22 protein-coding genes and 1 riboswitch are annotated in these 20162 nt (G+C 62.6%); of the genes, 14 read left to right on the top strand and 8 right to left on the bottom strand.

The annotated features are described in order from the left end of the window. Positions 1–10 precede the first annotated feature (10 nt). Together KEC16_RS07250 and KEC16_RS07245 are read left to right on the top strand one after the other, a co-directional pair. The gene (locus KEC16_RS07250) at positions 11–973 is read left to right on the top strand and encodes a permease (RefSeq protein ID WP_211547322.1); all 963 of its coding nucleotides are present in this window, start codon (positions 11–13) and stop codon (positions 971–973) included. Positions 974–981: 8 nt separating this feature from the next. Then, the gene (locus KEC16_RS07245) at positions 982–1215 is read left to right on the top strand and encodes a thioredoxin family protein (protein ID WP_249208890.1); all 234 of its coding nucleotides are present in this window, start codon (positions 982–984) and stop codon (positions 1213–1215) included. Positions 1216–1217: 2 nt separating this feature from the next. Here KEC16_RS07245 and KEC16_RS07240 read toward each other — a convergent pair whose 3' ends face one another. Beyond that, positions 1218–2270 carry a hypothetical protein gene (locus tag KEC16_RS07240; RefSeq protein WP_211547320.1) on the bottom strand — a complete coding sequence of 351 codons (1053 nt, stop codon included), beginning with the start codon at positions 2268–2270 and terminating at the stop codon, positions 1218–1220. Positions 2271–2442: 172 nt separating this feature from the next. Continuing rightward, positions 2443–2556: riboswitch (TPP riboswitch) on the top strand. Positions 2557–2682: 126 nt separating this feature from the next. Between KEC16_RS07240 and thiC the strand changes: the two genes are divergently transcribed. Beyond that, positions 2683–4500 carry a phosphomethylpyrimidine synthase ThiC gene (thiC, locus tag KEC16_RS07235; RefSeq protein ID WP_211547318.1) on the top strand — a complete coding sequence of 606 codons (1818 nt, stop codon included), beginning with the start codon at positions 2683–2685 and terminating at the stop codon, positions 4498–4500. Positions 4501–4507: 7 nt separating this feature from the next. On the opposite strand, the gene KEC16_RS07230 is transcribed toward thiC, so the two are convergent. After that, positions 4508–4990, bottom strand: a complete 483-nt coding sequence (locus KEC16_RS07230) for a hypothetical protein (protein ID WP_211547316.1) — start codon at positions 4988–4990, stop codon at positions 4508–4510. A gap of 59 nt (positions 4991–5049) precedes the next feature. Next, positions 5050–6684 (bottom strand): sensor domain-containing diguanylate cyclase, encoded by a 1635-nt coding sequence (locus KEC16_RS07225; RefSeq protein WP_211547314.1) that lies wholly within the window; start codon positions 6682–6684, stop codon positions 5050–5052. Positions 6685–6864: 180 nt separating this feature from the next. Here KEC16_RS07225 and acuR point away from each other — a divergent pair, with 180 nt between their 5' ends. From acuR to KEC16_RS07210, 3 genes are read left to right on the top strand one after another with little or no spacing between them, the layout of a single operon-like run. Beyond that, on the top strand, positions 6865–7494 hold the full coding sequence (gene acuR / locus KEC16_RS07220) for an acrylate utilization transcriptional regulator AcuR (RefSeq protein ID WP_211547312.1): 630 nt from the start codon (positions 6865–6867) through the stop codon (positions 7492–7494). Between the two features lie 3 nt (positions 7495–7497). Then, entirely contained in the window at positions 7498–8481 is a 984-nt protein-coding gene (gene acuI / locus KEC16_RS07215) for an acrylyl-CoA reductase (NADPH) (RefSeq protein WP_211547310.1), read from the top strand. 15 nt (positions 8482–8496) lie between these two features. Further along, positions 8497–9078 carry a peroxidase-related enzyme gene (locus KEC16_RS07210; RefSeq protein WP_211547308.1) on the top strand — a complete coding sequence of 194 codons (582 nt, stop codon included), beginning with the start codon at positions 8497–8499 and terminating at the stop codon, positions 9076–9078. A 45-nt stretch (positions 9079–9123) separates the two neighbouring features. Here the strand turns inward: KEC16_RS07210 and KEC16_RS07205 are convergent, their stop codons facing one another. The 3 genes from KEC16_RS07205 to phnF all read right to left on the bottom strand — a co-directional run bounded on the left by KEC16_RS07205 (position 9124) and on the right by phnF (position 11346). Further along, a complete protein-coding gene (locus tag KEC16_RS07205) occupies positions 9124–9852 on the bottom strand; it encodes an endonuclease/exonuclease/phosphatase family protein (RefSeq protein ID WP_211547306.1) in 729 nt (242 codons plus the stop codon). Beyond that, positions 9840–10487 (bottom strand): DUF1045 domain-containing protein, encoded by a 648-nt coding sequence (locus tag KEC16_RS07200; protein ID WP_211547304.1) that lies wholly within the window; start codon positions 10485–10487, stop codon positions 9840–9842. The genes KEC16_RS07205 and KEC16_RS07200 overlap by 13 nt, the downstream gene beginning before the upstream one ends. A gap of 121 nt (positions 10488–10608) precedes the next feature. Next, the gene (gene phnF, locus KEC16_RS07195; protein ID WP_211547302.1) at positions 10609–11346 is read right to left on the bottom strand and encodes a phosphonate metabolism transcriptional regulator PhnF; all 738 of its coding nucleotides are present in this window, start codon (positions 11344–11346) and stop codon (positions 10609–10611) included. A gap of 95 nt (positions 11347–11441) precedes the next feature. Here phnF and phnG point away from each other — a divergent pair, with 95 nt between their 5' ends. From phnG to KEC16_RS07155, 8 genes are all read left to right on the top strand, one after another. Further along, on the top strand, positions 11442–11900 hold the full coding sequence (gene phnG / locus KEC16_RS07190; RefSeq protein ID WP_249208888.1) for a phosphonate C-P lyase system protein PhnG: 459 nt from the start codon (positions 11442–11444) through the stop codon (positions 11898–11900). A gap of 4 nt (positions 11901–11904) precedes the next feature. Next, positions 11905–12510 (top strand): phosphonate C-P lyase system protein PhnH, encoded by a 606-nt coding sequence (gene phnH / locus KEC16_RS07185; protein ID WP_211547300.1) that lies wholly within the window; start codon positions 11905–11907, stop codon positions 12508–12510. A gap of 3 nt (positions 12511–12513) precedes the next feature. Beyond that, on the top strand, positions 12514–13587 hold the full coding sequence (locus KEC16_RS07180) for a carbon-phosphorus lyase complex subunit (RefSeq protein WP_211547298.1): 1074 nt from the start codon (positions 12514–12516) through the stop codon (positions 13585–13587). Further along, positions 13584–14423: an alpha-D-ribose 1-methylphosphonate 5-phosphate C-P-lyase PhnJ gene (locus KEC16_RS07175; RefSeq protein ID WP_211547296.1), complete on the top strand. Its 840-nt coding sequence runs from the start codon at positions 13584–13586 to the stop codon at positions 14421–14423. The genes KEC16_RS07180 and KEC16_RS07175 overlap by 4 nt, the downstream gene beginning before the upstream one ends. Continuing rightward, entirely contained in the window at positions 14420–15196 is a 777-nt protein-coding gene (phnK, locus tag KEC16_RS07170; RefSeq protein WP_211547293.1) for a phosphonate C-P lyase system protein PhnK, read from the top strand. Before KEC16_RS07175 ends, phnK begins: the two co-directional genes overlap by 4 nt. Continuing rightward, positions 15193–15879: a phosphonate C-P lyase system protein PhnL gene (phnL, locus tag KEC16_RS07165; protein ID WP_211547291.1), complete on the top strand. Its 687-nt coding sequence runs from the start codon at positions 15193–15195 to the stop codon at positions 15877–15879. The genes phnK and phnL overlap by 4 nt, the downstream gene beginning before the upstream one ends. Further along, positions 15876–17021 (top strand): alpha-D-ribose 1-methylphosphonate 5-triphosphate diphosphatase, encoded by a 1146-nt coding sequence (locus KEC16_RS07160; protein WP_211547289.1) that lies wholly within the window; start codon positions 15876–15878, stop codon positions 17019–17021. The genes phnL and KEC16_RS07160 overlap by 4 nt, the downstream gene beginning before the upstream one ends. A 395-nt stretch (positions 17022–17416) precedes the next feature. Beyond that, the gene (locus KEC16_RS07155; protein ID WP_211547287.1) at positions 17417–18496 is read left to right on the top strand and encodes a helix-turn-helix domain-containing protein; all 1080 of its coding nucleotides are present in this window, start codon (positions 17417–17419) and stop codon (positions 18494–18496) included. A 21-nt stretch (positions 18497–18517) separates the two neighbouring features. Here KEC16_RS07155 and KEC16_RS07150 read toward each other — a convergent pair whose 3' ends face one another. Beyond that, positions 18518–19258, bottom strand: a complete 741-nt coding sequence (locus tag KEC16_RS07150) for a flagellin family protein (protein ID WP_211547285.1) — start codon at positions 19256–19258, stop codon at positions 18518–18520. A gap of 107 nt (positions 19259–19365) precedes the next feature. Next, positions 19366–20160, bottom strand: coding sequence for a phosphonate ABC transporter, permease protein PhnE (gene phnE / locus KEC16_RS07145; protein ID WP_249208887.1), 795 nt, complete (start codon positions 20158–20160; stop codon positions 19366–19368). Between the last annotated feature and the right edge of the window lie 2 nt (positions 20161–20162).

The raw sequence follows: 20162 nt of genomic DNA, 5'->3' as shown, positions 1-20162 counted from the left end.
AGGACATGGCATGGACATCTTCACGGCCTTAGCCGATTGGCTGGTATATGGGGTGATGGGGCTGGCACCAGCGACGCCGCTTTCCGGCGCGCTGCACTTCTTTATCGAAGATACCGCCAAGATTTTCGTATTATTGGCGCTGATCGTGTTCGTCATCGGCTTTTTCCGCTCCATGTTGGCGCCCGAGCGGGTCCGCAAGCTGTTGGGAGGCAAGAATCGGGTCTTTGCCTTTCCTGCCGCCGTCGGCCTGGGGGCGGTGACGCCGTTTTGCTCGTGTTCTTCGGTGCCGCTGTTCATCGGTTTTCTTGAGGCCGGCATCCCCCTGGGGGTGACCATGGCCTTTCTCATTACCTCGCCGATGATCAACGAAATCGCCGTCTTTTTGCTGTTGAGCACCTTGGGGGTGAAATTCACCCTGGTTTACGTGGCAACCGGATTGACGGTGGGGTTGGTTGGCGGTTTGGTCATTGACCGGTTAAAGCTGGAACATTGGGTCGAGGATTACGTCTGGAAAATCCGGATGGGCGAGGCGGCATTGCCGGATCGTCCCCATGGTTTCATCGCCCGTGTCGGCTTTGGCGTCGATCAGGTCAAGGAAATCTTCGGGCGGCTGTGGCTTTACGTGTTGGCGGGCATTGCCATTGGCGCCGCCTTGCACGGTTTCGTCCCGGCCGAGGTGCTGCTGCGTTATGCCGGACCAGACAATCCGTTGGCGGTTCCGTTGGCGGTTCTGATTGGAATTCCGCTGTATTCCAACGCGACCGGAACCATCCCGGTGGTCGAGGCGCTGTTGGCCAAGGGCGTGCCGGTGGGCACCGCGTTGGCGCTGATGATGAGCATCGCCGCCTTGTCCTTGCCGGAAATCATCATGTTGAAAAAGGTCCTGAAAGTGCCGCTGCTGGCCATCTTTACGGCCGTGCTGGCCGGGTCTTTCATTGCCGTTGGCTATCTTTTCAACGCCATTTACGGATGAGGTCGATCATGGACATCAAGGTTCTGGGTGGGTGCTGCGGCAATTGCGAAACGGTGATGAAGCTGGTCGCCGATAAGGCCGAGCAACTGGGAATCAGCATCAGTTTGGAAAAAGTCACCGATATGGCCGTCATCATGGGCTATGGGGTGATGTCGACGCCGGGGGTGGTCATTGACGGCAAGGTCGTTCATGCCGGAGGGATTCCCAAGCCGGCGGCGGTCGAGGCCTGGTTGAAGGGTTGAAATCAGACACGGGCGGCGGGGGGACGGGGGCCGCCGGCCCGCGGCGTCGCCCGCCCCATGTTGCTAAGATTGGCTTCGGCGGTGCGAGCCAGGGTGTTGAGGTCCATGCGCGACGATACATTCTTGGCTTTCAGCCGCACGGCAAAGGCCTTGACCGTGTCGGGGCTGCCGGGCTTGCCGAAAACCTGGGCAAAGGTGGCCCGGCCCAGGCCTTGATAGCATTTGGTCAGCAACACCGCGCCCTGGAACAGCGAGAGACTGAAATCGCCCAGCAGATGGGTGCGGGTGGTTTCGGAAATCGAACAAAAGGCGGCGGTCAGTTCGCGCTTGTCGTTGTCGCTGAGCGAGCCGAGGGCGTTGCGGACCATGGCGTCGTTGAGGGTTTCCCACCAGAAATCGGCTTCCCGCGAATTGGTTTGGACCAAAATCGGTTCTTCGGCCCGCGGCGGGGCAAGGGCGGCGGCGCCGTTGCCGTTGCGGGGCGGGGCAATGGACAACACCGGCTTGCCGTTGACGATGGGCGTGCCGCCGGCGGCGGCGACAACCGCATCGACTTCGGCGGCGGTCTTCAATTCTAAAAGCGCCGGCCCCAATTCGCGCATCTTGGCCAGGGGCAGGGGGGCGTAATGGGCGACCAGCGGCACCTGCCATTCATGGATCAGGTATTCGTTCATGGCGGCGTAAAGACGGCCGGATTTACTGGATGCGTCATTGGGATCGCCGCCCAGGCTGTCGCGGAAATGCCGCTTGGCGTGGGTGCGCACGATCATGGCGATGATGTCATGAACCGAACGGCCACAGCGCAGGCGGACGAAATCATCGGCGACCTCGCGGCCTTTGGCGTCGACCAGCAGATGGGAAAAGGCGTCGCGGCGCTTCCTGAAAATGAGCAGGCAGCCATGGAGCATGTCAGGGCTGGCGATGACCGAATCGTAGAAGGAATCGCCCTTCATGTCGCTGAAGGCCGGAATCAAGTCGCGGTAAACGTCGGCGACCGGCCCTTTCAAGGCCTCGGTGATGTTTCTGACTGCTTTGTTGTGGTCTACTTCGCTCAAACCACACCTCTGGAAGCTTCTGCTTCCGCTTGCCCCGGATGGGGCCTGCCCCTCCTAAAGTCGTAACTGTTGATACTGAGCGATAATGAGAATCGAATCAAACGTCACGATGTGACAAATCCATAGCGCGCATGGGGTTGACTTCCCGACCCGCTTGGTCCCATGGTCTGGCTTAGTACCGAAGGGGGGCCTCGACAGGCGAGGCTGAGAGACCGGAGCGCGTGCCGGCGACCCTTTGAACCTGATCCGGGTCATGCCGGCGATAGGGATCGGACTTAACTTTCCGCCAGTCGCCCCACATCCCGGTGTATCGCGGTCACCCGAACCTGACCGCCAATGACGAAATTGCGTGCCTGCCGGTCGGCTGGCCGGTACGCCAACCGAACGAAGCTGTGCGCGAGGCGGAGAAACCATGCTCGACAATCCCGAGACTTTGAAAGTCACCACCGGCGCCTTGCCCGGTTCGCGCAAGATTTATGTCGAGGGCTCGCGTCCCGATATCCGCGTGGCCATGCGCGAGATCGACCTGGAGCCCAGCAGCGGCGAGGCGGCGGTTCGGATCTATGATACCTCGGGCGCCTATACCGATAGCGAGACCTGCGTCGATATCACCCAAGGCCTGCCGCAGATCCGCCGCTCCTGGGTGGTGGGGCGTGGCGATGTGGAGGAATACGAGGGCCGCGCCCATAAGCCGGAAGATGACGGCCTGAAGCCGGGCGAGGTCATCGGCGTGCCGGTGTTCGACCGCAAGGGGCTGCGGCCGTTGCGGGCCAAGGACGGCCAGGCGGTGACCCAGATGGCCTATGCCAAGCGCGGCATCGTCACCGCCGAAATGGAATATGTCGCCATCCGCGAGAATTTGCGCATCGCCGAGGCGCGGGCGGCCCTGGCTCGTGACGGCGAGGATTTCGGCGCCGAAATCCCCGATCAGGTGACGCCCGAATTCGTCCGCGATGAAATCGCCCGCGGCCGCGCCATCATCGCCGCCAATATCAATCACCCGGAAACCGAGCCGATGATCATCGGCCGCAACTTCCTGACCAAGATCAACGCCAATATCGGCAATTCCGCCGTGGCGTCGAGCGTGTCGGAAGAAGTGGAAAAGATGGTGTGGGCCATTCGCTGGGGCGGCGACACGGTGATGGACTTGTCCACCGGCCGTCATATCCATGCGACGCGGGAATGGATATTGCGCAATGCCCCGGTGCCCATCGGCACCGTGCCGATCTATCAGGCGCTGGAAAAGGTTGATGGCAAGGCCGAGGATCTGACCTGGGAGGTCTATCGCGACACCCTGATCGAGCAATGCGAGCAAGGCGTCGATTATTTCACCATCCATGCCGGTCTGCGTCTGGCCTATATCCCGCTGACCGCCAAGCGGGTCACCGGCATCGTCTCTCGCGGTGGTTCGATCATGGCCAAGTGGTGCCTGGCTCATCACAAGGAAAACTTCCTTTATACCCATTTCGAGGATATCTGCCTGATCCTCAAGGCCTATGACGTGGCCTTTTCCCTGGGCGATGGTTTACGCCCCGGCTCCATCGCCGATGCCAATGACGCCGCCCAATTCGCCGAGTTGGAAACCTTGGGCGAACTGACCAAGATCGCCTGGAAGCATGATTGCCAGGTGATGATCGAAGGTCCCGGCCATGTGCCCATGCATAAGATCAAGGTCAATGTGGAAAAGCAGCTCAAGCTGTGCGGCGAGGCGCCGTTCTACACGCTTGGGCCGCTGGTGACCGACATCGCGCCGGGCTATGACCACATCACCAGCGCCATCGGCGCGGCGATGATCGGTTGGTTTGGGACCGCCATGCTGTGCTATGTGACGCCCAAGGAGCATCTGGGGCTGCCCGACCGCCAGGACGTGCGCGAAGGCGTGGTCACCTATAAGCTGGCCGCCCATGCCGCCGATCTGGCCAAGGGCGTTCCCGCCGCCCGCGAGCGCGATGACGCGCTTTCCCGCGCCCGCTTCCAGTTCCGCTGGCGCGATCAGTTCAATCTGTCGCTGGATCCTGATAAGGCCTTGGAATTCCACGACCAGACCCTGCCGGCCGAAGGCGCCAAGGTCGCCCATTTCTGTTCCATGTGCGGGCCGAAATTCTGCGCCTACAAGATCAGCCAAGAGGTGCGCGACATCGCCGCCGAACAGGGCATGGAAGCCATGAGCGAAAAATTCCGCTCGGAAGGCGGTGAAATCTATAAGCCGGAGGCTCCGGCGGCGGAATAACCCGCTTTCAGTGAATGGTGCGAAGCGCCCCTTGGGGCTCTTCGCCGGCGCTGGTCATCGCCGTGGCGATGGCGTTGCGGGTGGCGTCGCACAGGGCGTGGCTGTGGTCAGGAACCTCGATTTCGATAAAGGTGGTCCCGTTTTCATCTTTGCGCAGCCGAGGTTCCAACCCGGATTCCCGCATCAGCCGCACGGCTGATTCCGGTTGGCTGAGCGCGGCGATCACCGCTTCGGTCAGCGGGTGGCCGATTTCCGGCAGCAGGTCGAAATACAAGCGGCCGATGGCGACGTAATCGCCCAGGGCGATATGGCGCAGCATGGTTTCCGCCCGTGCCGCCACCGCGATCATGGTCTGCCGCGGACTGGCCTTGGCGGCATCCATATGCAAGGTGCTGCACAGATCGTCCAGGTGGTCGTTCCAGCGTGGATTGCGCAAGATGACGCCGACCAATTGGCGGGCCATGATTTCCACGTTGTCGCATCGCGCCATGATCGGACTCCATCCTTGTACCATGGTGGTACGCAGGATGACCCTGGGCTGGGCGGTGATTATTCCAGGCAATCTTCTTTTTGCATCTTTTTCATCCGGTACATGGCCTGATCGGCGTGGCGCAGTAGCGCGCCGGCGCTGCGGCCATGCGCGGGGTAGCAGGCGATGCCGATGGACAGGCCGATGCTAAACGATTGCCCGGCGTGGTGCAGCGGCTGGCTGGCGGCGTTGCGGCACTGCTCGGCGACCAAGACGGCGCCGGTCAGCGGTTCCTCCAGATCATTGAGCAAGATGACGAATTCGTCACCGCCGATGCGGGCGACGGTGTCGCTTTTGCGAACGCAATCCTGAAGGCGTTGGGCCACATGGCACAGCATGGCGTCGCCGACGGCATGGCCGCTTTTGTCGTTGATCGGTTTGAAGCCGTCGAGATCAATGTAAAGCAGGGCGAAGCTGCCGGACTGGCGTTGGACCCGGTTCAGGACTTGGTCCAGCCGATCCTCGAACATGGCTCGATTGGGCAGGCCGGTGAGCATGTCGTGGTGAGCCAGATGGGTCATCCGCGCTTCGCTTTGCCGGAGCGCCGATTCTTTTTCCCGCAAGACGCCGAGCAGGAAGTTGAAGCCCTTGGCGACTTCGCCGACTTCGTCGGCGTGGTCGATGGGCAGGGCGCGAATTTCCTGTTCGCCCGTGGCCATCAGGTGCAGTTGCCGCGCCGCCCGCGTCAGCGGCCGGAACAGGCGAGGCAGCATGACCAGCAAAATGCTGAAGACGACAATGGAAACCACGATGCTGCCGCGAATGACCAGGTCAACGATATGATCGACCGGGCGCAAGGCCTCGGCGGTGGGGGTGCGCGCCACCAAAAACCAGCCCGGAGTCGGCACCGAGGCGATAGCCGCCAATTCCTCGACGCCGCTGACATTGGTGGTGATACCGGTGCCGCGAAAGCCGCCCATGGCCATGTCGTGCAGGGAATTGAGACCGGGGGGCGGCACCGGTTTCAGCACCAGATCGGGCTTGCCGGCGGTGATGAAGACGCGGTCGCGCGGATCGACGAGCAGAAAATCGCCGGTTTCGCCCACTTTCTTTTCCGCCAGCAAGTGCAGGAAATTCGGGGCGTTGATGGCGCTGGTGCCAGCCAGAATGGCGGTTATTGTGCCGGCATCGTCGTAAACGGGAACCGCCATGGTCAACGCCGCGTCGCTGCCGTCGGGCAGTCGGAACGGCTTGCCGATATAGGTCGCCTGGGTGTCCTTGACCCCGGCGAACCAGTCGTTGGCGGCTGGCGCCGACAGGGTTTCCGATCCCTTGGTCGCGGCGAGCACGGCGCCGTGTTCGCCCACCAACTGCAAGCCGGCGGAAAAGAATGGCTGAATGGCGTGGTGCTCGTTCAGCCATGCGTCGAGACGTTGCGGTTGCGCCAAGGCGCGGCTGGGGATGGCGGCGGCCAGTCCGTTCAGCAGGTCGAGGCGCAGGCGGATTTTGTCTTCGACGTCGCGGGCGGCGTATTCGGCGATGGAGGTCTGATGGGCCGCCGACAGAGTGCCGATATCGGCCATCAAAATCGAGCGCAGCACGGTGAGGCGACCGAGAAACCCCAGCATGACAACGGTTATGGCCAATAGCAGCAATCGGGTGATGATGCTGCGCCGCAGGCGGTCGAGTCTGGCCATCAGTTGGTTGAAACGCATTCGCATCCTCTATGCTTGCTCAACAGATGGCCATAGGGCCGGTTTCTTGTCAAAGAGAGTCGTTGATAAACAGACGCCTCCAGTGTTTTTTGAACGTATTTGGCGAAGACAATCGGTCGGTTTTTGGTTGTGCGGCGCAAAGGGTTGACATTTTATATACGACCGGTCTATTAATAATTCATGGAAATGCTTCCCCCCCGTAAGCGGGGCCGCCCGCCCAAGGCCAGCCCTGCCGCCATCGACACCCGCACCGCTTTGGTCCGGACCGGGGTGGAGCTGTTGACGGAGCAAGGCTTCCTCTCCACCGGCATCGATCAGGTGCTAAAGCGGGTGGGGGTACCCAAGGGGTCGTTCTATCATTACTTCGCCAGCAAGGACGATTTCGGCTTTGCCGTCATCGACGCCTATGGCGCCTATTTCGCCGCCAAACTGGATCGCTGGCTCACCAATCCGGCGCGCTTGCCGTTGCAGCGTCTGGCCGATTTCGTCGCTGACGCCAAGGCCGGCATGACCCGTTTCGATTTCCGCCGCGGTTGTCTGGTCGGCAATCTTGGTCAGGAATTGGGCGGACAGAATGATGATTTCCGCTGTCGCCTCGAGGCGGTGATGAACGATTGGCAAAACCGGGTCGCGGCCTGCCTGCGCGATGCCCGTGCCGCCGGCCAGATCAAGGCGGATGCCGATTGCGATCGCTGGGCCGAATTCTTTTGGACCGGTTGGGAAGGGGCCATCCTGCGCGCCAAGCTGACCCGCTCGACCCGGCCGCTGGATTTGTTCACCGAGATTTTTTTCGCTCTGCTCAAGGAGTAACCCATGTTCAAAGCCATCCTCATTGAAAAGGACGATGCCGGTTACCGTGCCGGCGTCACCGAATTGGCCGAAGACCGCTTGCCGGCGGGGGACGTGACCGTCCGGGTGGATTACTCCACCTTGAACTACAAGGACGGTCTGGCCATCACCGGCAAAGGACCGGTGGTCCGCAGCTTTCCCATGGTGCCGGGCATTGATTTGGCCGGCACGGTGGAAACCAGCGCCCATCCCGCTTATCAGCCGGGCGATCAGGTGGTGCTGAATGGCTGGGGCGTCGGCGAAACCCATTGGGGTGGGCTGGCGCAAAAGGCCCGGGTCAAGGGCGATTGGCTGGTGCCGCTGCAAGCCCCCTTCACCCCTGCCCAGGCCATGGCCATCGGCACCGCCGGCTATACCGCCATGCTGTGTGTCTTGGCGTTGGAAAAGAACGGCGTCACCCCGGAAAAGGGCGAGGTGCTGGTCACCGGCGCCGCTGGCGGTGTCGGTTCGGTGGCGGTGGCGGTGCTGGCCAAGCTCGGCTATTGCGTCGCCGCCTCTACCGGGCGTCCGCAAGAGGCGGAATACCTGAAATCCTTGGGGGCGGCGGAAATCATCGACCGCGCCTCCTTGTCGGGGCCGGGCAAGCCGCTGGCCAAGGAACGGTGGGCGGCGGCCATCGACAGCGTCGGCAGCCATACCCTGGCCAATGTCTGCGCCGCCATGCGTTACGGCGGTGTGGTTGCGGCCTGCGGCTTGGCCCAGGGCATGGATTTTCCCGCCAGCGTCGCCCCCTTTATCTTGCGCGGCGTGACCTTGGCCGGGGTGGACAGTGTCTATCGGCCGCGCGATCAGCGGCTCGAGGCATGGAAGCGTTTGGCCCACGATCTCGATGTGTCCAAGCTTGATGTCCTGACCACGCGCATTGGCTTGGAGCAGGTGGTGGAAATCGCCGGCCAGTTACTGGACGGGCGCGTCCGTGGTCGTGTCGTCGTCGACGTCAATTCATAAACAGGGGGAAGTTCCGTGACTGATAAGCCCATCAGCCGTTTTGCCGTGCCCAAATTGGCCGATCTGCCCGCCGATATCCGCGCCGTCATCGACGGCGTGCAGGAAAAGGCCGGCTTCGTCCCCAATATCTTCCTCGCCCTGGCCCATCGCCCGGACGAGTTCCGCGCCTTCTTCGCCTATCACGACGCGTTGATGGAACGCGACAGCGGGTTGTCCAAGGCCGAACGGGAAATGATCGTGGTGGCGACTTCGGCCGTCAATCAGTGCCAATATTGCGTCATCGCCCATGGCGCGATCTTGCGCATTCGGGCCAAGAACCCGCTGTTGGCCGACCAGGTCGCCACCAATTACCGCAAGGCCGATATCACCCTCCGGCAACAGGCCATGTTGGATTATGCCCTGAAGGTGTCGCAAGCCGCCTGGGGGGTGTCCGAGCAAGACCATGACAGCTTGCGCGGCCATGGTTTTTCCGATGACGATATTTGGGATATCGGCGCCATTTCGGCCTTTTTCGGTCTGTCGAACCGATTGGTCAATATGGGGTCGATCCGCACCAACGATGAATTCTATCTGATGGGGCGTCTGCCCAAGGGTTGATCAAGCCTTGGCAGGGGCTGATCCAGCCTTCGCTGGGGGGGGAGGCTAATCCCCCATTTCCACCACCACGGCGCAATGATCGCTGACCATCGGGTGGCCGTCGGCGGTCACCCGATCCAGGTCGATCCGCCAGGATTTCGGCGTCCGGCCGTGTCCCGACCACAGCAAGTGGTCCAGGCAGGGGCCGTCGGGGTGACCGACCAGGGTCGAGCGGGCCGCCTGGCCCATTTCGGTGCGGCAGTCGCGCCAGCCGCTTTTTTCCAGGGCGAAGCTTTCGATGGCGGCATTAAAATCGCCGCCGATCAGGGCGGTGCCCGCCCGCTTGGCCACCAATTGCGCCGCCGCCAATTGGCGTTGCCGCAAATCGGGCTCCTCCAGATGGGTCAGGTGCAGGTTGGTCACCGTCAGCGGCCCGGACGGGGTGGTGATTTCCGTCACCAGGGCGGCGCGCTCGCCGTCCTGGGCATGGCTGGGCAGCGGGATCGACAGGCTGTCGCGGATGGGGTGACGCGACAGCACCGACAGGCCTGAACGCGATTCGGCGTGCAAGCCTTCGACGGTCCGCTTTTTATCGCGCAACGGCAGATGCACCGCGTGCAAGCCCAGATGTTCGGCCAGTCTGGCGCCGGTATGCAGGCCCAGGCTGGGGGCGTCGAAGACTTCTTGCAACAGCACGACATCAGCCTGCAAGCGGGCCAGTCCCTCGGTCATGGCGGTCAAGCGGGCAGCATAGGCGCCATCGCCCTTCCAGGTATTCAAGGTTACGACGCGCATGCGCCCTCCAGGGGGTAACGGGCGAGCATGGAAAAGCCGCCGCCGGCGGGTTGATGCATCAGGCACAGCGAACGCACGGCCAGCGGTTCGGTCACGGCTTCGGCGGTGAGCGGTCGCAACACCTGTTCCACCGCCGGGATTTCGGCCGGGCTCAGCCGTCGGGTCAGGGTCAGGTGAAAGCGGTATTCATCCAAAACATAGGGATAGCCCCATTGATCCAGGAACTGGCGTTGTCGGGGCGTCAGCGGCGTCCGCAAGCGCTTGGCCTTTTCGGCCGGGTTGAGCGGGGCGCGGAAGGGATCGAAACGGCGCACGCATTCCGCCGCCAGGGTTTGAAGAGTGGCCGAGGGCGCGCCGGGGCGCAGAGCATAAAAATCGTCCAACAAGGCCAAGGTTGGCGGCCCCTCGGCCAGCGGCGCCTGGGTGGCGGCGAAGGCGGCGCAGGCGGCGCGCAGGGCGGCCTCGTCCTGGTCGTCGGCCAAACGAAACGGCGCCTTCAAGGTGGCGTGAAAGCCATAAACGCGCGCTTCGGCGGTCAGGTCGGCGGCGACGCCATCGATCCAGGCGCGGCCCAGGCGGTCAAGGGCGCTGTCCGTCTCGGGCAGGAAATACAGGGCGTAACGCGGGGGGCTCATGATGTCCATTTCATCGCAGCCAGGGGGCGGGGCTCTGATACGGGAGCTTGTGCGGATCGTGGGGTGAAGCTTGCGTGACAGATATCTGGATGACTAGACCACTGAGCCATTGATCCACTTTTCAGCCGCCGACTTCGAACACCAGTTGCACCCGGTCGCAGGCCCACCGCGCCACGGTGTATTCCACCGGCCGGCCGGTGGTGTCGATGTTGATGCCTTCGCTCATCAGGATCGGCTTGTTGGGCGGCTGTTGCAGCAATTGGGTGTCGCCGGCCCGTGCGGTCCGCGCGGTGACCCGCGTGGTGCGGCGGGTCGGGTCGGTGATGCCGTAATGGATCAGCGCCTGAGTGAACGAGCCCGACCGCTGATAGATGTCGGCGATGTCGGGAAACCGCGCCTTGGGGAAGTAATGGGCCGATATGGACAGGGGGCGGCCATCGGCCTCGGCCAGGCGTTCGACCATCACCACCGGGCTGCCCTTGCGGATTTCCAGGGCCTTGGCCACCGCGCCTTCGGCCGGCAATTCCACCACCCGCAGCACCCGGCCCGAGGCCTCGCGCTTGTTGGCGGCGATGTTTTCGGAAAAGCGGGTGCGGCGGCGCACCTGATATTCGATCACGCTTTCCTGCACGAAAGTGCCGCGTCCCTGCTCGATGCGGACCAAGCCTTTTTCCGCCAGGGCGGCGATGGCCCGGCGCACGGTATGGCGGTTGACGGTGAAGTCCGCCGCCAGCTCGTGTTCGGTCGGCAGCTTGTGACCGGGGGCAACCTTGCCGGCGATGATGTCGCGTTCCAGGGTCTCGGCGATCTGGCGCCACAGGGCGGTGCCGGCGCCGCGCGCCAATTCTGGGGTCGTCATGGAAGCTTCACCTTTTAACGCTTGAAAACAAAGACGCTGTGGGCGCATCTTGGCCGAAGAACATATAGATGTCTATACCTTTTTCGGATTTGTCCATGGCTTATGCAGCAAACGAAAACGATGCCCGTCGCTTGTGGATGGGCGTATTGGCGCAATCGGCCGAGGCCGAATTGGCCCGGTTGTGGTCCGGTCTTTCCGGCTTGCCGGGCTGGGACCATCTGCGCCGACCGGAAGTGGGCTTGGTGATGGTGCGCGGCCGCATGGGCGGCGATGGCGGGCCGTTCAATCTGGGGGAGATGACGGTAACCCGCTGTTCGGTCCGGCTGGAAAACGGCGCCGTCGGTCATGCCTGGGTTGCCGGGCGGTCGGCCGCCCATGCCGAGATGGCGGCGGTGGCCGATGCCTTGATGCAAGACCCGGCGTGGCGCGATGTGGTCGGGCAAAAGCTGGTGGCGCCGCTGCACCGGGCTTTGGCCGCCGCCCAGGAACAGGCCGGCCGCAAGGCCGCCGCCACCCGTGTCGATTTCTTCACCATGGTCCGCGGAGAGGATTGATCCCGTGAATGCACTTGCCCCCGAAACCGGCCTGTTGCCCGGCTTTTCCGATCCGGTCGCGCAATCGCAAAAGGTGTTCCGCGTCGTACTGGAAGCCATGTCGCGGCCCGGCACCATTGTGGCGGCCCACACCGTCGCTTCGGCGCCGCGGCCGCTTGATCCGGTGGCCGCCGCCCTGATTCTGGCCCTGGTCGATTATGAGACGCCGCTGTGGTTGGACCCGGCCGCGGCGCAGCCGGCGGTGATCGACTATCTGCGGTTTCATTGCGGTTGCCCGTTGGTGGAACGCCCGGATCAGGCTGCTTTCGCCCTGATCACCGATCCCAAATCCATGCCGCCGCTGTCGTCTTTTTATCTGGGCAGCGACGAATATCCCGACCGTTCGACCACGGTGATCGTGCAAGTGCCGCATCTGGATGGCGGCGAGGGCTGGAGCCTGAAAGGGCCGGGCATCCGCGATCAGGCGATCTTGTCGGCCGGTCATCTGCCCGCCGCCTTCAAGGCCTGGGTGCAGGATAATCACCTGCTGTTTCCGCGTGGGATTGATTTGTTGTTCGCGGCGCCGACCCATGTGGCCGGGTTGCCGCGTTCCACCCAATTGGAGGGTTAAGCCATGTATGTGGCGGTCAAGGGGGGCGAAAAGGCCATCGACAACGCCCACGCGTTGCTGGCCGAGGAACGGCGCGGCGCCGAGGAGGTGCCGGAACTGAGCTTGGCGCAGATAACGCAGCAACTGGCCCTGGCGGTCGAGCGGGTGATGACCGAGGGCTCGGTCCACGACCGCGAGCTGGCCGCCTTGGCGCTGAAGCAGGCCCAAGGCGACGCGGTGGAGGCCATCTTCCTGTTGCGGGCCTATCGCACCACGTTGCCGCGCTTTGGCGCCAGTCAGCCCATTGATACCGGCGCCATGACCATCCGTCGGCGCATTTCGTCGGCGTTCAAGGATTTGCCCGGTGGTCAGGTGTTGGGGCCGACCTATGATTACACGCATCGTCTGCTTGATTTCGCCCTGGCGGCGGAAGGGGCGGCGCGGCCAGAGGTGAAAGCCGCCGAAACCGGGCTGGAGCCCTCGCCGCGGGTCACCGATGTGCTGCGCCATCAAGGCTTGATTGAGGAATCGGGGCCGGGCGCCGACATTCCTGGCGATCTGACCCGCCAGCCGTTGAACTTTCCCGCCGGCCGCGATCTGCGTTTGCAGAATCTGGCCCGCGCCGATGAAGGCTTTGTCCTGGCCTTGGCCTATTCCAGTCAGCGCGGCTATGGCAACACCCACCCCTTTGCCGGCGAAATCCGCATGGGCGAGGTGGCGGTGGAACTGGTGCCGGAAGAACTGGGTTTCGCCATCGATATCGGCACCATCACGGTGACCGAATGCCAGATGATCAACCAGTTCAAGGGCTCGAAGACGGTACCGCCGCAATTTACCCGTGGCTATGGCCTGACCTTTGGCCAATGCGAGCGCAAGGCCATGGCCATGGCCCTGGTCGATCGGTCGCTGCGGGCCGAGGAATTGGGCGAGACCGTCACCGCCCCGGCCCAGGATCAGGAATTCGTGCTTTATCACTCGGACAATGTCGAGGCCTCGGGCTTCGTCCAGCATCTCAAGCTGCCCCATTACGTCGACTTCCAGTCCGAGTTGGAAATGATCCGTCGCCTAAGGCGCGAAAACGCGGAGGCCGTCCCATGAGCACCGGCTACAATTTCGCCTATCTGGACGAACAGACCAAACGCATGCTGCGCCGGGCGCTCTTGAAGGCCGTGGCCATCCCCGGCTATCAGGTTCCCTTCGGCAGCCGCGAAATGCCGCTGCCCTATGGTTGGGGCACCGGCGGCATTCAGGTGACGGCGGCGGTGATCGGTGCTGACGACATCTTGAAGGTGATTGATCAAGGGGCCGACGACACCACCAACGCCGTTTCCATTCGTCGCTTCTTCGCTCGCACCGCCGGGGTGGCGACGACGGAAAAGACCCGCGAGGCCACAGTTATTCAGACCCGCCACCGCATCCCGGAAACGCCGCTTTCCGAGGGCCAGATCATGGTCTATCAGGTGCCGATCCCCGAGCCGTTGCGGTGGCTGGAACCGCGTGAGACCGAGACGCGCAAGATGCATGCCTTGGCCGATTACGGCGCCATGCATGTGAAATTGTACGAAGATATCGCCCGGTACGGCCATATCGCCACCACCTACGATTATCCGGTATTGGTCAACGACCGTTATCTGATGCGGCCGTCGCCTATTCCCAAATTCGATAATCCGAAGATGGATAACTCGCCCGCCCTGCAATTGTTCGGTGCCGGGCGGGAAAAGCGCATTTACGCGGTGCCGCCCTATACCTCGGTCAAAAGCCTGGATTTCGAGGATCATCCGTTCGAGATCCAGCGCTGGGATCAGGCCTGCGCCCTGTGTGGGGCCACCGAATCGTTTCTGGACGAGGTGGTCACCGACGATGCCGGCGGCCGCATGTATGTGTGTTCCGATTCCGATTACTGCGGCGAACGCCGCGACGAGGTCGAGCAATGAGCCAAGCGCCCCTGTTGCGGGTCAGCAATTTGACCCACATGTACGGCAATCGCGTCGGTTGCCGCGACGTGTCCTTTGAATTATGGCCGGGCGAGGTCATCGGCATCGTCGGTGAATCGGGGTCGGGCAAGTCGACCTTGCTGTCGTGTCTATCCACCCGCCAACAGCCGAGCGCGGGCTTGGTGGAATACGATACCGCCGATCAGGGGCTGACCGATGTCTACGCCCTGTCCGAACCGCGCCGCCGCATGCTGATGCGGACCGATTGGGGCATCGTCCATCAGAATCCGCGCGACGGTCTGCGCATGGGGGTGTCGGCCGGCGCCAATGTGGGCGAAAGGCTGATGGCGGTGGGCGCCCGCCATTACGGCCGCATTCGCGAACAGGCCGGGCAGTGGTTGGACAAGGTGGAAATCGATCCCACCCGCATGGACGACCAGCCGGCGACGTTTTCCGGCGGCATGCTGCAACGCTTGCAGATCGCCCGCAATCTGGTCACCCATCCGCGTCTGGTGTTCATGGATGAACCCACCGGCGGCCTGGATGTGTCGGTGCAGGCCCGCCTGCTGGATCTGCTGCGCCGTCTGGTCACCGATCTGGGGTTGTCGGCCATCGTCGTCACCCATGATTTGGCGGTGGCCCGTCTGCTGGCCCACCGGCTGATGGTCATGCGTCAGGGCGAGGTGGTCGAGCACGGCCTGACCGATCAGGTGCTGGACGATCCGCACCATCCCTATACCCAGCTTCTCGTCTCTTCGGTGTTGCAGCCATGATCGACGTTCGAAATCTTGATAAGACCTATGTCCTGCATACCCAGGGCGGGATCAGCATTCCGGTGTTCAAACAGGCGGAAATGCATGTGGACAAGGGGGAATGCGTCACCTTGCATGGGCCGTCGGGCTCGGGCAAATCGACGTTGCTGCGCTGCCTCTATGGCAATTGCAAGGCCGATGCCGGCGCCATCTTGATCCGTCATGGCGACGGCCAGATCGATCTGACCACGGCGGCGCCGCGCACCATCATCGCATTGCGCCAACACAGCTTGGGCTATGTCAGCCAGTTCCTGCGCGCCATTCCACGGGTGCCGGCCATCGACGTGGTGGCCGAGCCGTTGCGGGCCATGGGCGCCGATTTGAGCATGGCCCGTGACCGCGCCGCCGCCCTGCTGGCGCGGCTGCGCATCCCCGAACGGCTATGGCAATTGGCCCCGGCGACGTTTTCCGGCGGCGAACAGCAGCGCGTCAATATTGCCCGTGGGTTCGCCAGCGATCATCCGATCTTGTTGCTGGACGAGCCGACGGCCTCGTTGGACGCCGCCAACCGCGCCGTGGTGGTGCAGTTGATCATCGAGGCCAAGGCCAGGGGCGTCGCCCTGGTCGGTGTTTTCCACGACGACGAGGTGCGCGAAGCGGTGTCTTCGCGTATCGTCACCATGCAGCCCGAGGTCTGTTCATGAACGAAGATCTGATCTTTACCAATGCCCGCATTGTCACCGATGCCGAGGTGTTCACCGGCTCGCTGCATGTGGTCGGCGACCGTATCGTCTCGCTGGCCAAGGGACCAAGCCGCGCCGCCGGGGCCATTGATTGCGACGGCGATTACCTGATCCCCGGCTTGGTCGAACTGCACACCGACAATCTGGAAAAACACTTTACCCCGCGCCCCGGCGTGCGCTGGCATTCCCGCTCGGCTTGCCTGTCCCATGACGCGCAGATGGCCGCCGCCGGGGTGACCACCGTGTTCGACGCGGTGTCCATCGGCGACATGATCGAAGGTTCGGCCCGGCAAGCCAATCTGGAAGCGATGATCCACACCCTGGGCGCGGTCGCCGATCAGGGGTGGTTCCGGGCCGAACATCGCCTGCATCTGCGCTGCGAGGTGTCGTCGCAAAATATCTTGGACTCATTCAACAGCTTCGTCACCGACCCGCGGGTCGGCATCGTCTCGCTGATGGACCACACGCCGGGACAGCGCCAGTTCGTGCACGAGGACAAGTACCGCGAATATTACATGGGCAAATACGGCTTTAACGCCGAACAGATGGAAGCCTTCACCAAAAAGCAGCAAGAGGCCAGCGCGCTGTATGCCGATCCCCATCGCCGCGCCATCGCCAGCGCCTGCCAGGGCCGCGATCTGATTTTGGCCACCCATGACGACGCCACCATTGATCATGTCGAGGAAGCCGCCGGCCTGGGGATTCACTTTTCCGAGTTCCCGACCACGGTGGAAGCGGCCAAGGAATCGCACAAGCGCGGCATGAAGGTGCTGATGGGAGCCCCCAATCTGGTGCGCGGCGGCTCGCATTCCGGCAATGTTTCGGCCCTGGAACTGGCCCGCCACCAATGCCTGGACGTGCTGTCGTCGGATTACGTGCCGGCCAGCCTGATCCATGCGGCCTTTTTGCTGCATCACGGCGAATTGGCTCTGGACCTGCCCGCCGCCTTGGCCATGGTGGCCAAGAATCCGGCCGAGGTCGCCGGCCTCGGCGATCGCGGCAGCATCGATGTGGGCAAGCGCGCCGATCTGGTCCGCGTCATCGATACCGGCGACATGCCGGTGGTCCGGGGGGTGTGGCGGCAGGGCCGGCGGGTCTCTTAAAGCAACGCGCCTTCCATCAGAAGGCGCGTTGCCTCGGCGAGGGGCAAACAAAACTGAGGCGGTGATGCATATTGAAGGCATCACGGTCTAAAGTATCCATTGGCGCAACAGGCGGGAAGGCGGTTTGGCCTTTCCCGGCTGTTGCGTGTTGTTTCTGTCCAGGCTGAAGAATGGAGGTGCATTCATTTGTGCCGATGACAGGGGCATGGGGGCTTCATTCATGCCGAAGAGGGATTGTCAGGTGAACACCTTATGTCGTGGTAAACTTCCCGTGGTTTGATTTTCATTTTAACCATTCATTATTTCAATATCCGCATAGTGCCCTGATTCCGGCCGCAAAGCGGGCGGAGATGACGTCAGGAAACCGGAAGAATTCCGGGGGAAGGGCACGCGGCATGAAGACGTTCATCCCCAAGGCATCACTGTTGCCGGGGCATGTTCCCGAAGACCAGCATGTCCATTTGTGGCAGCAAAGCATTGCGCCGATGCTGGAGGCCGTGCCGGTTCACGGGCCGGAGATTGCGCAAAAATTGCCGGAAATGAACCAGTATCACCTGGGGCGATTTTTGTTCATCGACTGCAATTTCCCCGGCCAGAATTTCCGCCGCACCGCCTCGATGATGGCGCGACATGACGATGTCGATCACGCGTCCTTGCACATGTTCACCCATGGCCGCAACCGGGTGGTCAATGGCGGCATTGATTTCGAGATAAGACCCGGCAATGTCTATGGCGTCAATTTGGCCCATGCGGTGACGGCGCGATCGACCCAATCCGAGGCGCTGGTATTGGTGCTGCCGCGCCAATTGCTGCTGGACGAGGTGCCGCAAATCGCCGATCTGCGCGGCGCCGCTTTTGCTGAAGGGTCGGTCAGCGGGCAGTTGTTCATGGATCACATGCTGGCCTTGCGGCGGCTGCTGCCGCAGGCCGGAATGGACAGTATTCCGGCCCTGACCCAGTCCTTGCTGGGATTGCTGGACGCCCTGGTGGTCCATGGCGATGCCACCGCGAGGGTGGCGCAGACGGCCATGTTCGCTTCGATCTGCCGTCATATTGATCAGCGTTTGGATGATCCGGCCTTGGGGGTGGAATCCCTCTGTGCTCAGTTTCGCTGCTCGCGGGCGACGTTGTACCGCCTGTTCAAACAAAATGGCGGCGTGCGCGAGCATATCCAGGGGCGCCGGCTGATGGCCTGCTTCAAGGCGATCACCGCGCCTCGGCACATGCAGCGCCGCATCTTCGATATCGCGCTGGATTACGGTTTTGTTTCGCCCAGCCATTTCAGCCATCTGTTCCGCCGCCATTTCGGCCTCAGCCCAAGCGAGGCCCGTGAGATGGGGGAAAAGCGGCCGGGTTACCGGTTGGAACTGGATCTGTCCATGGGCGGCGATGCCGCCACCGACGCCGCCACCGACGCCGTTCGCATGTGGCGGTGGGTCAAATCCTTGACGGTCAGCGCCGCCATGCGCGGCTAAGCCGTCTCCGCCAAAGCCGCGCTAAAGGTCGTTGGCGGGGACGTCGCCAAAGCCATAGCGCAGATACAGGCGATAGATATAGGCGCCGAAGCTGGTGGCGGTGGCGTGCAATCCATTCAAGGCCGCGGTGGCTTCCTCAAGGGAGACGCTGATGGCCTTGGTGTAGCCGAAGGGTTCGGCCCAGCCGTGACGGATGGCGTGGATATAAAGACGCAGGTCGGGCCGGCTGCTTTGGTTGACGGCGATCGACGGGCCGCCGGCCGAGCGGACCAACACGGTGTCGCCGTTGAGCAAGCCATAGATGTTGTCGAACACCGCGTTCTTGCGGCTGATGTCGGTGAACTGGGTCAGGTCAAGATTGCCGTTGTCGTCGGCCTCGACAGAAGAGCGTTCATTTGCCGGAAACCGGCAATACGGCGGCAGGCCGGCCAGTTGAAGCCAGCGATCATTGCCGTCGGCTTCGCAGACGGCAATGATCGCTTGACCGGAATTTTGGTATTCAGCCGGAAAGATCTGGCAATCGCCGCAGGCCTTGCCGATCCCCAAGGTGCCGGCGGCGATGAAGTCAAGATCGCGGCGGAACTGATCAAAGCGGCGCGCCAGTTCGCGGCGTTCATCGCTGGTTTTCGCCGCATGTGCGATCAAGGCCAGGCTGCGCATGCGGCACAACACGTTTTCGATGGCGTCCATGCCGTTGAGTGCCGCCTGGATCACCCCCATTTCGGGATCACCGGATGTTGCGGCGAAGATATCCGTGGCCATTCTGCCAACCCCCCCGAGCCTGTGAACGCTTTCTGCGTCCAGGGGAGTCTAACGCGGGCTTGGCGATGCCGATTGTCCGGTTGTCTCGCAAATGTGTCGCCACTGTCTCAGATGAAGATTTTACGCAGCCGCGACGAGACGATGTCGATGGCCGAGACCGTGATCACGATCATGATCATCACCGCGCAGGTCTCGGCAAAGTAAAAGCCGCGAATGATTTCCCACAGCACCACGCCGATACCGCCGGCCCCGACCATGCCGACCACGGTGGCCGAACGGACGTTGGATTCAAAGCGATAAAGGGAATAGCTGATCCATAGCGGCATGACCTGGGGAATGACGCCGAAGACGATTTCTTCCAGCACATTGGCGCCGGTCGCCCGGATGCCTTCGACCGGGCGCGGGTCGATGGCTTCGACCGCTTCCGAAAACAGCTTGGCCAGGATGCCGGTGGTGTGGACGAACAGGGCCAGGACTCCGGCGAACGGCCCCAGACCGACGGCGACGACGAACAGCATGGCGAAGACCATCTCGTTGATGGCGCGAAAGGAATCCATCAATCGTCGGATCGGCTGGTTGATCCAGGCCGGGGCAATGTTTTCGGCGCATAACAGGCCGAACGGCACGGCGCAGACAACGGCCAGCGCCGTGCCCCACACGGCGATCTGCAAGGTGACCAGCATTTCTTCCAGGTAATAGCGCCAATCATGGAAATTGGGCGGGAAGAAATCAGCCAGGAAGGTGCCCATGTTGGCGCCATCCTTGATTAACGCCCATGGCCGGATTTCCGCTCCTGACCACGACCACGCCAGCACGGCGAAAATCAGGCCCCAGACCAGCAGCTTGACCAGGGATTGGCGCGGCGGCGGCGAAAGGCGGGCGGTGTCAAGGGCGGTGGTCATGG

The organism is Magnetospirillum sulfuroxidans, assembly GCF_018224925.1.
Lineage (GTDB): Bacteria > Pseudomonadota > Alphaproteobacteria > Rhodospirillales > Magnetospirillaceae > Magnetospirillum > Magnetospirillum sulfuroxidans.
The sequence above is the reverse complement of the archived record's forward strand: the minus strand, read 5'-3'. Positions and strand labels throughout refer to the sequence as shown.